9 protein-coding genes are annotated in these 15,050 nt (G+C 68.9%); all 9 read right to left on the bottom strand.

Translation table 11 applies throughout. The annotated features are described in order from the left end of the window. Positions 1–7 precede the first annotated feature (7 nt). The 9 genes from XCSCFBP4642_RS0106080 to XCSCFBP4642_RS0106040 all read right to left on the bottom strand — a co-directional run bounded on the left by XCSCFBP4642_RS0106080 (position 8) and on the right by XCSCFBP4642_RS0106040 (position 15,036). Positions 8–4,534 carry a cellulose synthase subunit BcsC-related outer membrane protein gene (locus tag XCSCFBP4642_RS0106080; protein ID WP_029219021.1) on the bottom strand — a complete coding sequence of 1,509 codons (4,527 nt, stop codon included), beginning with the start codon at positions 4,532–4,534 and terminating at the stop codon, positions 8–10. Continuing rightward, positions 4,516–5,697 (bottom strand): cellulose synthase complex periplasmic endoglucanase BcsZ, encoded by a 1,182-nt coding sequence (gene bcsZ / locus XCSCFBP4642_RS0106075; protein ID WP_029219020.1) that lies wholly within the window; start codon positions 5,695–5,697, stop codon positions 4,516–4,518. The genes XCSCFBP4642_RS0106080 and bcsZ overlap by 19 nt, the downstream gene beginning before the upstream one ends. Then, positions 5,694–7,994, bottom strand: coding sequence for a cellulose biosynthesis cyclic di-GMP-binding regulatory protein BcsB (gene bcsB / locus XCSCFBP4642_RS0106070; protein ID WP_029219019.1), 2,301 nt, complete (start codon positions 7,992–7,994; stop codon positions 5,694–5,696). The genes bcsZ and bcsB overlap by 4 nt, the downstream gene beginning before the upstream one ends. Before the next feature lie 44 nt (positions 7,995–8,038). After that, positions 8,039–10,183 (bottom strand): UDP-forming cellulose synthase catalytic subunit, encoded by a 2,145-nt coding sequence (gene bcsA / locus XCSCFBP4642_RS0106065; protein WP_029219018.1) that lies wholly within the window; start codon positions 10,181–10,183, stop codon positions 8,039–8,041. A 92-nt stretch (positions 10,184–10,275) separates the two neighbouring features. After that, entirely contained in the window at positions 10,276–10,758 is a 483-nt protein-coding gene (locus tag XCSCFBP4642_RS0106060; RefSeq protein WP_029219017.1) for a hypothetical protein, read from the bottom strand. Between the two features lie 28 nt (positions 10,759–10,786). Then, on the bottom strand, positions 10,787–11,242 hold the full coding sequence (bcsD, locus tag XCSCFBP4642_RS0106055; protein ID WP_029219016.1) for a cellulose biosynthesis protein BcsD: 456 nt from the start codon (positions 11,240–11,242) through the stop codon (positions 10,787–10,789). A 190-nt stretch (positions 11,243–11,432) separates the two neighbouring features. Beyond that, a complete protein-coding gene (gene pncB / locus XCSCFBP4642_RS0106050) occupies positions 11,433–12,614 on the bottom strand; it encodes a nicotinate phosphoribosyltransferase (protein WP_029219015.1) in 1,182 nt (393 codons plus the stop codon). A gap of 173 nt (positions 12,615–12,787) precedes the next feature. Beyond that, a complete protein-coding gene (locus XCSCFBP4642_RS0106045; protein WP_029219014.1) occupies positions 12,788–13,756 on the bottom strand; it encodes a glycoside hydrolase family 113 in 969 nt (322 codons plus the stop codon). Next, entirely contained in the window at positions 13,738–15,036 is a 1,299-nt protein-coding gene (locus XCSCFBP4642_RS0106040; RefSeq protein ID WP_029219013.1) for a hypothetical protein, read from the bottom strand. Before XCSCFBP4642_RS0106040 ends, XCSCFBP4642_RS0106045 begins: the two co-directional genes overlap by 19 nt. Positions 15,037–15,050: the final 14 nt, after the last annotated feature.

The raw sequence follows: 15,050 nt of genomic DNA, 5'->3' as shown, positions 1-15,050 counted from the left end.
CGCCGCCTCAGCGATCGGCGGCGTACGGCGAGTTCAGCACCTGCGGTGCGCGGCCCAGCGCGGCGCCCAGGCGATCCATCACGAAACGCAGATAGAGATTGCTGCTGAACTGGTTGTAGTCGCGTGCGTTGTTGAAGGTCATGCGCCCGCCCAGGAACAACTGCGGTGCCACCTGCCACTCGGCCGCGCCACTGAGGTTGTAGGACACCCCGGTGCGGCTTTCGCCCGCGTCCACCGGATCGGTGTAGCGATCGACCAGGCCGAGCAGCGCCGCCAGCGATGCGGCATCGTAGGCGGCCTGTTGCAGGGTCGGGTCGGTGGGGAAATACGGCGTGGGATCGGTCTTGAAATGCTGCACGCCGATGCTGGCATCGACCTTCCAGTTGACGCTCTGCCCGGCGCTGCGGCCGCTCCAATGCACCGGGAAGCCAAGGTCCATATACTCCTGCGGGCTGAAGTAACCGCCGTGCCCGTAGGTGAAGCCGCTGAGGTTCTTGTCGTACTGCATGGCGGTCAGATTGACGCCGGCGGTCAGCGACTGGTTGCGGGTTTCCAGCGCGTGCACGTAGAAGCCCAGGTCGGCCTGACGGTGGTCGTTGTCGGCCACGTCGTTGCCGGTCAGGCGGTGTGCGGCGAGATTGGCGTAGCCACCGAGCAGGCCGTTGTCGGCAGTGGCCGAGAGCACGATACCGTTACTGGTGACGCCGCCCCATTCGCGGCCGCTGCGGCCGTCCTGTGCGCCGGCGAACGACAGCACGCTGTCGGTGACTGCGCGCCGCGAGGCGTCTGCCGACCAGCTCACCGTCTCGCCGAGCTCGCCGCGATAGCCGACCCCGCCGACGATGTTCTGCTCCTGGAATCCGATCGGCGTGCTGCCCACATCGGCGCTGAAACCGCCGTTGCGATAGCGCACCCCGACACCCACGCCGGTGTCGTCCCGGCTGAGCCGGCGCGCACCGTTGCCGGTGGCGGCCATGCTGTTCAGCGTGGCCGCCAGGCCGGTGGGCGTCTGCTGCGCGGCGGCGGAGCTGCCGGCCAATGCCTGCAACGCGGCACCGTCGCCCGCGGCCAGCTGTTCGCTGATGGCGGTGTTGCTGAGGATGTCGCGCGCCAGTTGCGCGATCGGCGTGTTGGACGCGTTGACGCTGAGCAGGTACGCCGGCAGCGGTTCGTTGGCCAGCGCGGCCAACGCCGCCGGCGTGCTGTTGTTGTTTTCGGTGAGCAGCTCGCCGAACAGGCCGGTATTCAAGGCATAACGGCGCAGGCGTTCGCGCGTGGCGGCGGTGTTGCCCTGGGTGGCGAGCAGTTGATACACCGACGAATTGACCAGCGTGTCGATCGGGCTGCGGTCGGCGGCAAGCGCGTCGTCGACCGCCGTCTGCGGGCCGCTGCCGAAGCGGCTGGCGGTGGCGTAGTCGGTGGTCAGGGTGCCGGCATCGACGATGGTCGGGGTCAGGGTGACGCCGAGCTTGCCTTCGCCGACCGCGAACTCGGCCTGCACCGGCATTTCGATGTCGTCCAGGCGGCCCAGGCCGTCTTCGCCATCGCGCGAGCGATACAACGCGCCGCCGGCGAGGTTGTCGCTGTTTTCCGACTGCACCGCACGCAGTTCGTCGAGCACGGCGTTGCCGCTGCCGAGCGGCGGCAACGCCTGTGCGGCGGGCTTGGTCAGACGTGGCCCGGCGTCCGCGTCGATCGGCGCAACCGCGCGCGCGGCAAGCAGCCCGTCGCCGCGCGACGAACCGCGCATGCGGCCGCTGGAGACCGGCAGCATGGCCGGCGCAGCGCTGGCGCTGACCGGCGGCGGCAATGCATCGCCACCATTGTCGGCAGCCCCAATCGGTGCGGCAGCGGCGAATCGTGCAGAGTCCGGCGACGCTGCCACCGGTGCAACCGCCACGTCGCCATAGGCGCTACCCGCGTCCATGCGCTTGGACAACACCGCTGGCGAGCGCATGCCGCCGGTCATGCCGGAAAACGGATTGAGCGGGCGGCTGGAGGACGCAACCGCAGACAGACCGCGCGCGGACGGCAGGCCGTTGTCGAGCTGGCCGGCCTGGCGCTGCTGGGCGGCCAGCGAGGCGCGGAAATACTGCTCGGCCTTGCGGTTCTTGCCGGCGCTGCGATACGCCCGGCCGGCCGCGGCCAGCACGTCCGGCGACTCCGGCGCCTGCGCCAGCGCGCGCTGCAGATAACGCTCGGCATTGCGCAGATCCGACTGCGCGGCGGCGCTGTTGGCGGCGGCAGTGAGCGTGTCCAGGTGGTCGGGATGGCGCTGCAGGATCTGCTGGTAGAGCGCCAGCGCCTGACGCTGATCACCGGCCGCGGCATACAGCCGGGCCAGCGCGGCCTGCGCGTCGCGGTTGTCCGGCTGCTGCGCCAGGATCGGCGACAGCGCGTCGTAGGCGCCTTCCAGATTGCCAAGCTCGCGCAAGGCATCCACCTGGCGCAGCGTGTAGGCGCTGCGCAGGGTCTGATAGCGGCGCAATTGTTCCGGCGTCATGGTGGTGGATTGCAGCTGGCGCAACACCGCCGACAGCTCGGCGTCCTGCTGCGCGCGCAGCAGCACGCCGGCGTATTGCAGGCGGTCTTCGGTGCGCGGATTGGCGCCGGTGACCAGCCGCTGGGCCAGCACCAGCGCGCGCTGGGTGTTGCCGGCGTCGGCATGCGCGCCAGCCAGCGCGGCCAGCAGTTGCGGATCGTCGAGCTGAGTGCCGAGCGCGGTTTCGGTGCGCGCCAGCAGTTGCTGCGCTTCGCCCACCCGGCCCTGCTGTACCAATCCGCGTGCCTGGCGCGCCTGCGATTCGATCCAGGCGGTGGTGCGCAGCTGGGTCATCTCCGGCGTGCGCGCGGCAGTGGGAATACGATCGAGGCTGTCGTAGGCGCCCTGCCAGTCGCCGCTTTCCTGCGCGAACAAGGCATTGGCATGCAGCGCCTCGGGTTGGTCGGCATGTGCGGCGAGCAGGCCGTCCATGACGCTGCGCGCCTGGTCGGGGCGGCCGGCCTGTTGGTACAGGCGCGCCAGATCCAGGCGGATCCAGGCATCGCCGGGGCGTTCGACCATGGCCGCTTCCAGCTCGGCCTGCGCGCTGACCGCATCGCCGGCGTCCAGCGACTGGCGGGCACGCGCACGCTGCACGTTCGAGCGCAGCAAGGCCTGTCCACCGGACTTGGCGCGTTCGGCGGCCGGCAGGCGGTTGAAGAGTTCGGTGGCTTCCTGCATGCGGCCCTGGCGGCTGTACAGGCCCACCAGGCCCTGCAGCGCGCCGGCATTGTCGGCATCGCGCGACAGCGCCTTGCGATAGCTGGCTTCGGCGGCGACCGGGTCGCCTGCGGCCTGCAATCCGCCCAGCGCCACGTGCCCGGCCGGCTCGTTGGGCAGCAACTGCACCGATTGTTCCACCAGCTGGCGTGCCTGCGCCGCATCGCCGCGCGCGCGCGCGGCCTCGGCCTGCTGCAGCTGCTGCCAATAACGCGCGCTGTCCAGCGCGGGTTTCCATTTGCCATTGCTGGCCGCCGCCGGGCGCAGCAACTCCTGCGCCTCGGAAAACCGTTGCTGGCGCAGGCGCACCGAGCCCAGCCCACCCAGTGCCTCGGGGTCGCGCGCGCGCGCGCGCAGCACCTGGGTGAAGCGCTGTTCGGCCACGCCCAGGTTGCCGGCATTGAGCGCGCGGAAGCCTTCGCCGAGCGCGATGCCGTTGGGATCGGCGGGCGTGGCCTCGGCGCTGCGGCGGTTGCTCAGCTGGCCGAGTTTGGCGGTGACGTCCGCATCGTTCGGGGTGCCGGCCAGAAACGCCTGGTAAAGCGGTGCGTCGGCGGTAGTGGCGTTGAGCCACAGCAAGGCCTGGCGCCAGCTGATGCGCGCCGGGCCGCCAACGTCGGCGCGCTGGGCCAGCGTGCGCAGCTGCGCGATACCTTCGCGGCGGGTGGGTTCGCGGTAGCTCAGCACCTGGGCCAGGGCCAGTTGCAGCGACAGGTTGGCCGGCTCGCTGGCCTGCAGCTTGCGCAGGCCGTCGCGGGCGCGCTCCCAGCCGGTGGGCGTGCCGGCCAGCGACTGGTAGTACTCCAGCGCCAGTGTCGGCGGCGGTGCCTTGCCGGCGAACACGGCCTCGTAGCTGCGGGCAGCTTCTACATACCGTCCGGCGGCAGAAGCGCGGCGCGCGTTGCGCAGATTGGGGGCTTCCCCGGCGGTGGCGCTGCCGCGCGCGCCGATCGCCACGCGCAGGCGCTGGGCCTGCGGCGACTGCGGGTGGGCCGCTTCGAGTTGCTGCAGGCGCTTGCGCGCTTCGGACTGGCGCCCCTGCGCCAGATCGATCTGGGCCAGGCCGAGCAAGGCATCGGGCTGGTCCGGGTCGATGCCGAGCAGCTTCTTCCAGGTATCGGCGGCCAGGTCGTCGCGGCCCTGGTCATGCCAGTAATTGCCCTGCCCGACCAGTTGCTGGGTGGCACTGGTCTGCGCATGCGCCGGGCAGGCGAGCAGGCACAGGTCGATCATGCCGGCGAGGTAGAGCGGGGTCAGGTTTTTGCGGAGCATGCAGGCGTTCTCCAGGCGGGCAGCAGGCGCCCGTCTGCGGCAAAGCGGTAGCGGTTCTCAAGCCAGCCCTGTCCAAACAGGGCCAGCGTGCGTTCGTAGTACGGCAGGGCGGCGGCCGCAGGCTGGGCGGCGGCGGGAATGCGCTGCGCCTGCGCCTTGAGCAATGCGGGCCGGCCCAGGGCACTCAGGTACGGCAGCAGCGCAGCGGAAAATCCCACCGGCACCGGGCCGGTGCCCACGCCGCGTGCGGTGTCGATCTTTTCGGCAAAACCGGTGCCGGCTGCCAGCAGGTCGGCCGGGCCGGACAGGTCCTGCAGCAATCTGGTGCGCAGCGGTTCGCCGGCATCGAGCATGCCGGCCCACAGATACACGCGGATGGCGTCATAGCTGCCGACATTGCCGCGCTTGGGATCGGCGCTGAAGCTGGTGCCGTCCCATACCGTCCAGTCCGGGGCGAAGCCCACCGGCGCACTGTCGCGCAGCACGCGCGCGCTGTTGGCGGCAATGGCGGGCCATGGGCCCTTGGGATCGGCACTGGCGCAGCGACGCAGGACCTGGATCGGCAGGTAGCTGGGGTTGAGCGTCCAGCGGCCCTTGTCCGCGAATCCGCTGCGGCCGGGCAACAGCATCGGCCCGAGCCCGGGCAGCGTGGCCACTTCCTGCGCCCGCATCAGCTGCAGGATCTGCTGGCCGGCCTTGACGTAGCCGGGGCGGTTCCACAGCCGGCCCGCTTCCAGCAGGGCGTAGGCGATCCACAGTTCGCCGTCGCTGGCGGTGTTGGGGTCGAGCACCCGCCAGGTGCCGCCCTCGTCACGGCCCCACAGCCAGGCCGGCAGGTTCAGGTCCGGGCGACCGCCGCTCAGGTTGTGCCGGGTCCAGCCCAGCAGCTTGTCGAACAGCACCTGGTCGTTGGCCACCAGCGCGAAGAACAGCGCATACGACTGGCCTTCGGACGTGGAACGCTGATCGGCATTGAGAAAATCCACCACCCGTCCATCGGGCTGGATGTGCCTGGACACGAATGCATTCCACAACGGCCAGCTGCCGCACTGCGCCGGTGCCGGCTTGGCGCCCGCCGGCAGGACCGCCGCCAGGCCGGCCAGCGCGCCGGCGCGCAGCAGGCGGCGGCGGGTCATCGCACTGCCGGTGCGATGCGCGCTCATGTGCCGTGTCCTTCGTTGAGTCGCTCTGCAGTATGCCGGCGCAGCAGCACGCGGGCGGCCAGGGCCAGCAACAGCGCCAGCAGCACCACGGTGAACGCCAGCCACACCGGGTGGTGCGAGAAGTACCAGCGCAGCCAGGTCGGCAGCGGCAGGTGGCCCACGTAATAGGTCTGGTTGCCGACCAGGCTGGTGACCTTCTTCTGCTGCAGCAATACCACGCTGCCCTGGAAGTCCTTGAGCAAGGCCGGGTCGAACCAGGCATCGAACAGGCGGCTCATGTTGGCCGGGTCTTCGGTCTGGAACGCCACCACGCTGCGGCCGGATGTCAGCGGTGATTCGAAGCCCATCAGCAGCACGTCGTCCGGCTGCGGCTGCAGCGCGATCTCGGTGGTGGTGGGCAGGTCGGTGCGGCGCGCGTCGAAGGACAGGAAGCCGGGCAGTTTCTCGAACAGCCAGTCGGTCAGACCGATCCGCCGGCTCTGCCCGTCCTGGCCAATGGGAAGCTGCGCGCGCCACTGCTTGAACAACGGCTGCGAGTCGGCGCTGCCGAGCAGCAGCAGATCGCGATCGGCGTGCTGCTGCACCGCGCTGGCGCCGATGATCTGCGCATGCAGCGCCGGGTAGCCGGTGCTCGCGCCGAACCGTCCGAGCAGGGTCAGCACGTTGCCCAGATCCTGATCGCCCGGGTTGTTGGGCAGCACGATGGTCGATTCGGACAGGTCGGCCAGCCGCGTGAACGGATAGCCGGCGTTTGCGAACGCGGCCAGGTTCGGCATCGCCATGTAGTGGTGGAAACCGCTCAGGTCGATGGTGGAATCGGCATCGATGGCGCCGGACACGTCGGGGAAGGTGTTCTTGCACGCCTCGCCCTGCGGGCGATCGAAGAAGAAATGGAAACGCAGCTGGCTATTGGCCGAAAACGCGCCCACCGGCAAAGTCAGGTCCTGGTGCACCGGCATGCTGCCGCGCGCGCCCAGACTGTTCCACCAGCGCATCGGGGTGGACTCGGCGAACGGGCGCCCGGTCAACGGCAACGTGGTCACGAACGACTCGTTGATGCTGACGTTGAGCGCGGACTTGTTGTCCACCTCCGGCACCGTGTAGCGGTATTTCAGCGCCACCGGAATGCCGTCGCGCTCCCACACGAACAGGTCCGGCGGCAGCTGCAGGCCGACCCGGATCAGATCCGGGTGGTAGCCGGTGACATTCAGCGCACCAGGTTGGGTGACCAGGTCGCCGAAGCGGACCGGGCGCTCGCTGGACACCCACTTGGGCGCGTCGTAGGGCTGGCGCGGCGCCGGCGCGGACATCTCGCCGATCCGGGCCACCGCGCCGGTCAACGGCGCACGCAGCGCCAGTGCGGCGGCGGCGCGCTGCAGTTCCTCGGTGTTGCGTCCGAGTAACAGCAGCAGCTTGCCGTTGGGATCGGTGGGGTTGACCACCACCGCCACGGTGGGGCCGCGGATATCGGCCACGCCGCTGTCGGCGGTGGCGAACTGCGCCGGCAAGGTGGCCGGGGTGGCGAACACCACCGCATTGCCGCTGGCCGGCAGCGCCGTGGTCGATGCCGGGAACACCGCGCCGCGATACCCGGCCAGCGTGCCGAACCACGAGGCCACCGTGCCGGCCGCCTGCAGCGTGGCCATGTCCGGCTGCTGCGGGAAGTAGAACGGCAGCTCCAGACGGCGCGTGTCGCGTACGTCGAAGAACGGCACCGGCAACAGCGCCAGGGTGTTGGCCAGCGCCAGCGGCGTGGTGGTCAGCGACAAGCTGGTGGCCGCATCCACGTTCGCCCACAGGCTGCTGTGGTCGGGATCTTCGCATTCGCGCGTGTAGTGGCCGATCAGCTGCAGATTGAGCTGGTTGTAGTCGGTGATCAGGCGCGGGTCGATCGGCAGGTCGGCCGAGAGCAGCTTGCCGGCGTTGGCCTTGTCGGTGGGCAAGGTGGCCACGGTGACGCCGTTGATGGTGACCTTGACGTGCGACAGGTCCGGCAGCAACGAGGGCGAATAGCTGTATTTGAGATTGAGCGTGGCGGCGGTGACGATCTCGTCGCTGCGCACGCTGAAGGGCACGCCGGCACTGCCCTGCACGCCGCGCAAGGTGATTTCGTAATCGATGCCCAGATCGCGCAGCGTGGCCGCGCGCGCGCTGCCGGCCGGCAGCGGCGCCTCGGGCGCGGCGGCCGCGGCGGCCTGCGCATCGGCTGCGGGCGCCGTCGGCGCGGCCTGCTGCGCCTGTGCCAGACCGGCCAGGAGGGTGAGCGCGCAGGTCAACACGGCGGGGGACATTCGCATCAATCGCTTCTTGGCAAGGGAAAGGGACACAGCACGCATCACACTCACGACTCCAGATCCACCGGGCGCGACGGGCGAAAGCCCTGCCGCGCACTGTCCACCATATGCCGGCCCAGCCGCCCGAATCCGCGCGCACTGGCTTCCAGCACCTGGCCCATGGAGCGCCAGAACGCATCGTGGTCGTGCTGGCCCCATTGCGAGAGCCAGATATCGGCGCGCGCGAAGGTGGACGCCACCAGCCAGCGTTCCTGTTCCATGGACATCTGCGTGAACTGGATGCTGACCTGGCCATCGCGATCCTGGCGCACCACCGCCGGCAGGGTCTGTTCGATGCCACGATGGCTCAGGCCGACCTGGATCGGCAGGCCGGGTTCGATCGGCTGCGGCTGATCGAGCGTGATCGCCATGCCGCCGGTGGAAAAATTCAGCGAGCGGCTGGCCAGCACGTGGCCATCGGGCAGGTACAGGTTGACCGGGATATCCAGCGGCACGCGGTGCGCGCTGCGCACCTGGCGGGTTTCGCTGGCAGTGGCGATCGTGGCGCCCAGCAGCACCATGTTGTACAGCGTCCAGGCCAGGTTGAACCAGATCGTCTGCTGCTCGCCGCTGCCGCCCACATAGATCAGCCGCAGCACGCCGGCCACCACGCCCACCACGTTGAGCAGCAGCAGGAACAGGTAGGGCTTGGCGATCTGCGCGTCGAAATAGCTGCGCGCCACCAGGCCGCCCTTCGGGGTCACGTTGAACTTGCCCAGCTTGGGGTTGATCAGCGCCACCAGCGTCGGGCGGAAGATGTACCAGGCCAGCGTGGTCTCGTAGACCTCGTTCCACAGCAGATGCCGGAACCGGCTTTGCACGCGCAGATTGGTCAGGTTGGCCTGCAGGATGTGCGGCAGCGCATAGGCCAGGATCATCAACGCCGAGGCCTGGATCACGTGCGCGCCGAAGAACAGGTAGGCCAGCGGCGCGGTAAGGTAGATGATGCGCGGCAGCCCGTAGAAGAAGTGCAGCATCGCGTTGAGATAGCACAGCCGCTGCGAGAGCCTGAGCCCGCGGCCGAGCAAGGGGTTGTCGATGCGCGCGATCTGCGCCATGCCGCGTGCCCAGCGGATGCGCTGCGCCACGTGGCCCGACAGGCTTTCGGTCGCCAGCCCTGCGGCCTGCGGCACCGCCAGGTACGCGGTGCGATAACCGCGGCGCTGCAGCTTGAGCGCGGTGTGCGCATCTTCGGTGACGGTTTCCACTGCCACCCCGCCCACTTCCTGCAATGCGGTGCGCTTGATCACCGCGCACGAGCCACAGAAGAACGTGGCATTCCACTGGTCGTTGCCATCCTGCAGCAGGCCGTAGAACAGCTCGCCTTCGTTGGGCACCTTGCCGTGGGTATCCAGGTTGCGCTCGAACGGATCCGGCGAGAAGAAATAGTGCGGCATCTGCACCAGCGCCAGCTTGGTGTCGCGCAGGAACCAGCCCATCGCCACCTGCAGGAAACTGCGGGTGGGAATGTGGTCGCAATCGAAGATCGCCACGTACTCGCCGCTGCACTTCTTCAACGCCGCGTTGATGTTGCCGGCCTTGGCGTGCGCATTGTTGGTGCGGGTGACGTAATTGATGCCGACCTCGGCGCAGAACTCGCGGAACTCGTCGCGGCGGCCATCGTCGAGCAGGTGGATGGTGATCTTGCCGGCCGGCCAATCGATCACGCTGGCGGCCAGCACGGTGGTGCGCACCACCGACAGCGGCTCGTTGTAGGTGGGAATGAAGACATCCACGCTCGGCCACAGGCTCTGGTCGGCAGGCAACGGCACCGGCTTGCGGTTGAGCGGCCACAGCACCTGGAAATAGCCCAGCACCAGGATCACGAAGGCATACAGCTCGGCGCCGAGCAGGCCCAGGCCAAGAATGAAATCCACCGCGCTGCCCACGCCCATGGTCTGGGTCATGCGCCACCAGATGTAGCGGCACGACACCGCCAGCGACATGCCCATCATCATCAGGATGACCACCCGCCCGCCGCGGGTGCGCACCGCCAGCGCCACGGCGAACAGCACGCCGGAGAACACCAGCTGCTGGTTCACGTCCATCGGCACGGCCACCACGAACACCAGCAGCAACGCACCCAGCAACCACAGCGCCCAGGTCGCCAGCCTAGGCAGCGGTGATGCGGAACGGACACTGGCAGCGGTCATCGGGCAACTCCTTTCAGGCGTGGCGGCATGCGGCAAAACGGAAACTGGCAAGCGCGCGCTGGCGCCTGCCGGGGATCACGCTGCAACTGGAATCAACGCGAGCGCAGCCGCTTGAGCGGGCTATGCGCCGAGGCGCGCACGTCGGCCTGCAGCAGGCGCTGGAACAGGCGCTCCAGCGGCGTATGCGCCGCCCGCTCGGGCGTTGGCAGGCCACGCGGGCCGGACTCGTCGAGCTGGCGCAGCTTGCGCAACGGCGCCAGCGCATCGGCAGGCGCCAGCTCGGCAGGTTCGTCGGCAGGTTCGTCGGCGGGCGCGGCGGCGGGCGCCGCACGCGGCGCCTGCACAGCGGTCGCACGTGGCGCCGGTGCCGGCGGAGCCGTCGTCATCGTGTCCGGCGCGGGCGGTGCCGCCTCAGACGATGCAGGCGCATCGGCCGGCGCCGCACCGGGCTTGCGTGGCGGCAGCTGGGTGTAGGCGAAGTCGTGATAGCCCTCGCTTGCCTGCGTCCCCAAACGCGCGAACAGGCCCGAGACATCGTCGTGTCCAGGTGCATTCTTGGTGTCTTTCGGTGCCATCACAGTCCCCTTGCCCGATCACACATGCTCATGCCGTCCGCGCCAGTACGAACTGACGCAAATCGACCGTCTCCCCTGCAACAGTCTGCACCGCCAGGCCTGCCAGCATCCCCAATTGCTGGAACCATCCGTCATACACACCCTGCAAAAATCCGTCGCTCCATGCCGCACCAGCCAGGGCCACGCCCAACGGCGCACCGCAGTGGCGAATCTGCACATGGTCGGCATGTTCGTCCATTGCGCACTGGCCCCAGTCGCAGCCGTCCCAGATCGTATTGGCGGCCTGTTGCACTTCTTCCAGCGTGGTGCAGGGCGCAAGCCGGTGTTCACGCGCGAAGCGGCGGCCGATACGCGCCATCAGGGTGGCCAGATCATGCTCGGGCAACTCGGCACCGAACTCCTCGGCCATCGCCCGCACAAAGCCCAGCCACTGGCGGGAGCAGCTGCGGGTGCGGTAGAGCGACAATGGATCGGGTACGGGCATTCGACCGGCTTGGCGAGGGAGGGAAGTCGCATAGGACGCATGCAGCAAAAGTGATGCAAGCGTGATGCCAATGTTAACGTCTGCCAACAGGCGATTGAGAGATGCATCTCACTTTTCCGGGCATTCCCTGACAGCTGCCGATACGTTTCGGCAGTTACTGCCGGCCCACGTCGATTGCCGCCGTCGCGGGTCAGGCGCCTTCCGGGATCGGCGGCAGGCCGAACACATCGCGCAGATAGCGCAGGTAGCCGGCGTCCTCGCACATGCTCTTACCGGGCGAATCGCTCAGCTTGGCCACCGGCTGGCCGTTGCAGCGGACCATCTTGATCACGATCTGCAGCGGCGTCGGCCCCAGGTCGTTGGTCAGGCTGGTGCCGACACCGAACGCCAGCCGGCAGCGGGTGTGGAAGTGCTGGTACAGCTGCATCACCTTGTCGATGTTGAGGCCATCGCTGAAAACCAGCACCTTGGTCCTGGGATCGATGCGATGGGCTTCCAGGTGCGCAATCACCCGCTCTCCCCACTCGAACGGGTCGCCGGAATCGTGGCGCATGCCGTCGAACAGCTTGCAGAAATACAGGTCGAAATCGCGCAGAAACGCATCCAGCCCCACGATGTCCGACAGCGCAATGCCCAGGTCGCCGCGGTATTCGCGCGCCCACGACTCCAGCGCGGCCACCTGGGAATCGCGCAGCCGCGGCCCCAGCGCCTGGAATGCCTGCAGGTATTCGTGCGCCATCGTGCCGAGCGGAGTCAGCCCGTAATGCTTGGCGAAGTACACATTGCTGGTGCCCACGAACTGCTCGCCCAGCCCGTCGCGCAGCAACGGCAACAGCTCGCCATGCCAGTGCCGCGAATAGCGCCGCCGGGTGCCGTAATCGGCGATCTTGCAGCCGGCCGGCATGTTGCGCAGGCGGCTCACCTTGGTGCGCAAACGGCTGCGGCCTTCTTCGTAATCCGGCTCGGAGGTGTTGCGGAACCACACCTCGTTGATGATCGCCAGCAACGGCACTTCGAACAGGATGGTGTGCAGCCATGGGCCGCCGATGGTCAGCTCGATCTCGCCCGGATGGGTGGTCGATGCCGACAGCTGCAGATACTTGCGGTCCAGATGGAACAGCGCCAGGAAGTCGGCAACGTCCGGTTTGATGAAGCGCAGGCTGCGCAGATAGTCCACCTCGTCCGCGCGCAGGCGCAGCCGGCACAGCGCGTCGATCTCGCGCGAGATCTCATCGATGAACTGCGCCAGGTCCACGCCGGGCGTGCGGCACTTGAAGCGGTACTCGACCTGTGCGGCCGGGTGCTGGTGCAGCACCGCCTGCATCATGGTGAATTTGTACAGGTCGGTGTCGAGCAGCGAATGGATGATCATGCCGCCGGATTATGCCCGCAGCGGCGACGCGCTGCGTGCAAGCCGCCGATGCCGCCGATGCCGCCGATGCCGCCGGGAGGCTATGCGCTGCGCAGCGGCAGTGCGCTTCACACCGGTAAGTCACCTCGAAAATTGCGCAAGGCATGTCCTTGGGGACTGCCAGGCGCAATTACTCAGCGCGCCAGCACCTGCTGCGCCGGCTTGCCCTGCACGGTGAAGTCGCTGTCGCCCGCGCCGCCGGCCTTGGGGTCGGTGTACCAGCACCACAGGGCGATGCCGTCCATGCCGTGTGCCTGCAAGACCGTGCGCCATTGCTGCAGCACCTGCAGCTGCAGACGGGTATCCACCGCTGCGGTGCGTTGCTCCGGGCTTTCCCACGGTGCCGCCAGGCTGCCGCGCGCCGAGCGCAGGCCCAGCTCGGCCACCCAGACCGGCTTGCCGACGCGCTGCCCCAGCTGCTGCAGCCGCTGCGCGGCGGCAGTCATTTCCTGGGTGCGTGGCTTGGCTGCTTCGGGCAGGCGCGGATACAGGCTGGTGCCCACCGCATCGAACAGCGACCAGTAACGGAAGCTCTCCGCATGCTCCATGCCATCGGCCACGTACAACAATTTGCCGCGATAGACCTTGCGCACCGCCGCCACCAGCGCCGGCCATTGCGGTGCGTCCTGCAGCTTGCGCAGCTCGGTGCCGATCACCAGCGCCTCGGCGTGTTCGTCCACGGCCAGCTGTGCCAGCGGCAACAACGCCTTCTGATATGCGGCGAACCAGGCTGCCCGGTCGTCGGGCGCCACCTCGCCAGCCCAGTGTCCGGGGATCCAGACATGCACCTTGAGCGTCGGACTCAGGCCGGCGCGATGGCTCTGGCGCAGCGCCGCCCGCATCGCCTCCAGGTTGCTGTCGCTGCCGAGTACCGGGTCGTTGGAGTGCGGTGTCGCCTGCCACACGAACGCCACCAGCAAGGCCTTGCTGGCACCGGTAGCGGCCAGGGATTGCAGCGACCGCGCGGCGGCGGAGCTTTCCCAGGGCGCGTTGGCCGAGACCTTGACGTTGGCGCCCATCCACATCGGCGCGGCCGCATTACAGCCATTGGCCAGCAGGCACACGCCCAGCACCGCAGCGGAGGTCAGAACGCGCTTGAACATGCAGCCGCTGCCTCGCTGGTCGACGCGGCCGTGCCTTGCACGCAGTGGGTCGTGCCCAGGGTCGCATGTGTGGTGTCCGGCGGCGCCATGGTGCCGGTGCTCGGGCCTGGGGCTGCGTCGGGGGCGCTGGCCAGCGTCGATGCACCGAGCACCGATGGCGGCTGCGTTGCGTCCTGCGGTTCCACCACCGGCGCATTCGCCGGCTGCGCTGCCGCGCGCCCCAACGGCGGCGAGGCCGGCGCCGTCATGACCACCGCCTCGCCCTGCAGCAGCGCCTGTTCGTCGGCCGGCACCGCGCGCAGCCAGCTCCCCCAGCCCTGCGGTTGCACCCAGGCTGCACCCAGCAGGCCAAGCAGCAGCAAGCCCGCTGCCTGGCTGCGCTGGTCCGGCTGCAAGGCGCGCAGCAGCAACGCGGCCGGCACCCACAGCAGCACCAGCGCATCGAACCCGGCCCAGCCGAAGGCGAACGACAGCGCCGCAGCGCAGATCACGGTCCCGGCGCTGGCAACCACGCCACGGGCCAGCGCCGCACTGCGCGCACGCACCACCAGCGCCAGCACCGGGAAGCACACCAGTGCGGCCACACCCCAACGCACCGCCGGCAGCCAGCCTTCCGCCTGCGCGGCCAGCGGCACCGGCAGCGGATGCGCGCCCTGCGCAATGCTCGACAGCGTCGGCCACGGCGCGTTGAACACGGTCAGATTGACGTAGGCCCACATGCCGACCAGAAAGACAAACGGCAGATAGCACACCAGGTAGAACGACCCCGGCGCCTTGCGCAGCATCTGCGGCGGCATCACCAGCAACAGCCACGGCGCCACCATCGTCGACAGCGCCAGCGTCTGCAGGTCCAGGCACAGCAAGATGCACAGCCACCCGGCGATGCGCAGGTAGGTGAAGGCTTCCACCGGCGCCTGCAGGCGGCGCAGCGTGCGGCACAACCCGTAGAACGCCAGCAGGCCCACGGCCTGACTGCCGCCAGCGGCGATCGGCAGCAGGAACAGCGGGTTGCAGCCCACCAGCAGGGTCAGTCCGCTGGCCCAGCCACGCCCGAACACGCCGGCCAGATCGCGCCACAGCAGCGACAGGAACAGGGCATTGGCCGCCACGGCCAAGAACGGCCAGACCTGGAACGGCAGATCCCAGCGATGCAGCGCCAGCTCCACCGCCCAGGCCAGCAGACCGCTGGCCGGCACGCCTACGCCGGGGGCGGCCACCGGTGCGGCGCTACCCAGCGACTGCACCAGCAATGGCTGGCTCAGCAGCGACAGCGCCACCACCGCCACCAGGAACG

Origin of the sequence: Xanthomonas cassavae CFBP 4642, assembly GCF_000454545.1 — a bacterium.
In the GTDB taxonomy this organism is placed as follows: domain Bacteria; phylum Pseudomonadota; class Gammaproteobacteria; order Xanthomonadales; family Xanthomonadaceae; genus Xanthomonas; species Xanthomonas cassavae.
The sequence above is the reverse complement of the archived record's forward strand: the minus strand, read 5'-3'. Positions and strand labels throughout refer to the sequence as shown.

Excerpts from the sequence above, each read along its gene's own strand:
- bcsZ (WP_029219020.1), bottom strand. The coding sequence starts at position 5,697 with ATGAGCGCGCATCGCACCGGCAGTGCGATGACCCGCCGCCGCCTGCTG.
- XCSCFBP4642_RS0106080 (WP_029219021.1), bottom strand. The coding sequence starts at position 4,534 with ATGCTCCGCAAAAACCTGACCCCGCTCTACCTCGCCGGCATGATCGAC.
- bcsA (WP_029219018.1), bottom strand. The coding sequence starts at position 10,183 with ATGACCGCTGCCAGTGTCCGTTCCGCATCACCGCTGCCTAGGCTGGCG.
- XCSCFBP4642_RS0106060 (WP_029219017.1), bottom strand. The coding sequence starts at position 10,758 with ATGGCACCGAAAGACACCAAGAATGCACCTGGACACGACGATGTCTCG.
- bcsB (WP_029219019.1), bottom strand. The coding sequence starts at position 7,994 with ATGCGAATGTCCCCCGCCGTGTTGACCTGCGCGCTCACCCTCCTGGCC.
- XCSCFBP4642_RS0106045 (WP_029219014.1), bottom strand. The coding sequence starts at position 13,756 with ATGTTCAAGCGCGTTCTGACCTCCGCTGCGGTGCTGGGCGTGTGCCTG.
- pncB (WP_029219015.1), bottom strand. The coding sequence starts at position 12,614 with ATGATCATCCATTCGCTGCTCGACACCGACCTGTACAAATTCACCATG.
- bcsD (WP_029219016.1), bottom strand. The coding sequence starts at position 11,242 with ATGCCCGTACCCGATCCATTGTCGCTCTACCGCACCCGCAGCTGCTCC.